Annotated in this window: 3 protein-coding genes; 2 read left to right on the top strand and 1 reads right to left on the bottom strand. The window is 50.1% G+C overall.

The window, feature by feature from the left end:
• On the top strand, nt 1-236 hold a 236-nt coding region (locus tag ACUVQO_RS22890), incomplete at its 5' end, for an ABC transporter substrate-binding protein (protein WP_445928128.1).
• Between the two features lie 310 nt (nt 237-546).
• Here the strand turns inward: ACUVQO_RS22890 and ACUVQO_RS22885 are convergent.
• Nucleotides 547-1335, bottom strand: a complete 789-nt coding sequence (locus tag ACUVQO_RS22885; protein ID WP_445928127.1) for a pantothenate kinase — start codon at nt 1333-1335, stop codon at nt 547-549.
• Nucleotides 1336-1551: 216 nt separating this feature from the next.
• Between ACUVQO_RS22885 and ACUVQO_RS22880 the strand changes: the two genes are divergently transcribed.
• Nucleotides 1552-3201: diflavin flavoprotein (locus ACUVQO_RS22880; protein WP_445928126.1), on the top strand; the 1650-nt coding region annotated here is incomplete at its 3' end.

The raw sequence follows: 3201 nt of genomic DNA, 5'->3' as shown, positions 1-3201 counted from the left end.
TTAAAACCTCAAAAAATCGAGATGCGGCCATTAAATTTTTGGAATATCTAGCCAGTCCAGAAGCTCAAGCAATTTTTGCTAAAGGTAACAACGAATACCCAGTGCGGGCCAATGTAGCCATTGATCCTAAACTTGCCAGCCTGGGAAAATTTAAAGAAGACCGGATCAATGTCACTATGTTTGGTCGTAATAACAAGCAAGCAGTGAGGATTATGGATCGAGCAGGCTGGAAGTAACCCTACTGACTACTGACACTGGCACCCCAAGTACAGGCAAGGGGGATAGAATAAATGCCCTTTGCCTGTCTCTTATTTTTTAATAAAACTCGGTCTCATTCCTGGCAGAATGATTTTAGTATTATTGCTATTATTTAGCATCAGTTATTGGGGTGCCTTGAGACGCGTTGAGACTGGCAAACCCCAATCCATCGCTCCTAATTAGCGCTTTGTATTGGCTTCCTGCAGGTTTAAACCTTATCCAAGTCCAGAACCGTATTCTTTCTTATAAGAAAACTCCAGTTTTCTAGCTGGACTTGGTTTAGCTCCTTTATGCTCTCACTGCTTGCATTCCCTTAAAGATGAGTGTGTGATCGCAATGAATGTGCTGAGCCAGAATTGGCTGCTCCGTGATCAGGTAGTGATAAAACCGATCGCTATCACCTCCCGTCATCATCACTCGTCCTGCGGGATACTGCTTCCACCAATGGCTGAGAAAATCGCGAATGCCAGCCAACAGCGTATGGAGAATGCCACTGGCGATCGCTTCAGGGGTGGTCAGGCTCCAGTGGGAAGGAAGGGGGAATCGAGGATCAGGGAGGAGGGAGAGGGGAAGGGCAGCAGTGTTCTGGCTGAGAGATTCTAGTTGCAGGCGGAGGCCGGGTAAGATGGCTCCTCCAATCAAGCGGTGGTTTTCGTCAGCAGCAGTAAAAGTCAGCGCGGTACCTGCATCAATTACCAGAACGGGACTACCGATCGCCAGGATAGCAGCCCACAGAGTCAAGGCACGATCGATGCCAAAGGTAGAGTACATCCCTTGTAAGGGAATATCACTAAGCTGGAGAAAGCGAGCCTGGGGGTAGGTTGTCCACAGTTGGGTTTGGGTAGGGACGACGGAGGCGATGTGGAGCGGGGGATGAGAAATGGAGGAGAGGGGATGGGGAATGGGAGATGGGGCAGAGGAGGAGAGGAGGCTGAAGTCGAAGTGGTGCGTGATCAGATGGTGGACTTGGCCTGGAGAAAGGTGGGGAGTATTCCAGGTGTGATGCAGGCAATCGTTGCTGAAGAGTGCCCAATGGAGATGAGTATTCCCGATCGCTAATGCCAACCACGGTTCCATAAAGCCCTTTTTTCATCCCTCCAATCCCTAATTTCCCATCCCTCATCCCCCATCCCCAACCCCTAACCTCCACTCATTGCCTCAACTTACCGCCCTCCTCCTGAATGATAAGCCTGAATAATAAGTAACTTCACCTAACAAAACTTTACAAAGGAAAATTGACCGTTAAGATAAGGACAGTGAAGCATTCAATACAGTTTTATCGGGAGGTTGTTCATGGTTGCAGTAGCTGAGAAGGCACCAGTCAGGCTGACCATGCAAACGGTGGAAATTGCTCCCAATACGACAGCGATCCGTTCGCTGGATTGGGATCGCGATCGCTTTGATATTGAATTCGCCCTGGAAAATGGCACGACTTATAATTCCTTTCTAATTCGGGGGGATAAAGTCGCCCTGGTTGACACCTCCCACGAAAAGTTCCGCCAGCTTTATTTAGACACCTTAACTGAACTGATTAATCCCGCTGAAATTGATTATCTGATAATTAGCCACACGGAGCCGGATCACAGTGGCCTGGTTAAAGATGTTCTGCAACTGAATCCCAACATTACGGTTGTCGGTGCGAAGGTGGCGATGCAGTTTCTGGATGACCTGGTGCATCAACCGTTCAAGCGGCTCCTGGTGAAGAGTGGCGATCGCATCGATCTGGGACAAGGCCATGAACTGGAGTTTGTTTCCGCCCCCAATCTGCACTGGCCGGATACCATCCTCACCTATGACCATGGCACTCATACCCTGTTTACCTGCGATGTATTTGGGATGCATTATTGCGATGACCAGACCTACGATGAAGATCTGGCCTTGCTGGATGCCGATTACAAAACCTACTACGACTGCTTAATGGGGCCAAATGCTCGTTCTGTGCTGTCGGCTCTCAAGCGGATGGGCGATTTGCCAGAAATTACTACAATCGCGACTGGACATGGCCCATTGCTACGGCATCATATCCCCGAACTGGTGGGGCGGTATCGGGATTGGAGTCAGGCTCAAGCGAAAGCCGCTACCACCGTTGCTCTGTTTTATATGTCAGAGTATGGCTATAGCGATCGCTTGGCCCAGGCCATTGCTCACGGAATTGCCAAAACCGATGTGGTGGTGGAAATGGTAGACTTCCAGATGGCTGACCCGCAGGAAGTCCGAGAACTGGTTGATATGGCGGCTGGAGTTGTGATTGGGATGCCGCCCCAATCAGGAGCCTATGCCTCCCATACCCAGGCATTGTTAAGTACGATCCTTGCAGCCAGCCATGCTAAGCAAGCCTTTGGTTTATTTGAAGCAGGCGGTGGGGATGATGAATCGGTTTATCCCCTACGCAACCGTTTGCAGGAAATTGGGGTAACTGAAGTGTTTCCGCCCATCCTGATTAAGGAAACACCCAATGAATCCACCTATCAACTGTGCGATGAAGCAGGAACAGATATGGGCCAGTGGCTGAATCGCGATCGCAGCATTAAACAGATTAAGTCCATTGACAACGATTTGGAAAAAGCCCTGGGTAGGATCAGTGGGGGGCTGTACATCATCACCGCTAAAAAAGGAGAAGCTTCTAGTGCGATGTTGGCCTCCTGGGTATCACAAGCCAGTCTGGAGCCACTGGGGATCAGCATTGCGGTAGCGAAGGATCGGGCGATTGAGTCCTTCATGCATGTGGGCGATCGCTTTGTCCTCAACGTTTTGGAAGAGGGCAACTACCAACCCTTGATGAAACATTTCCTGAAGCGCTTTCCGCCAGGGGCCGATCGCTTTGCTGAGATTAAAACCTACGCCGCAAACAACGGCTGTCCAATTCTGGCAGATGCGCTAGCCTATCTGGAATGCGAGGTGGTCAGCCGGATGGAAGGTAGCGATCACTGGATTGTCTACAGC

Source organism: Leptodesmis sp., from assembly GCF_052746595.1.
This window is presented reverse-complemented; position numbering and strand designations above follow the sequence as displayed.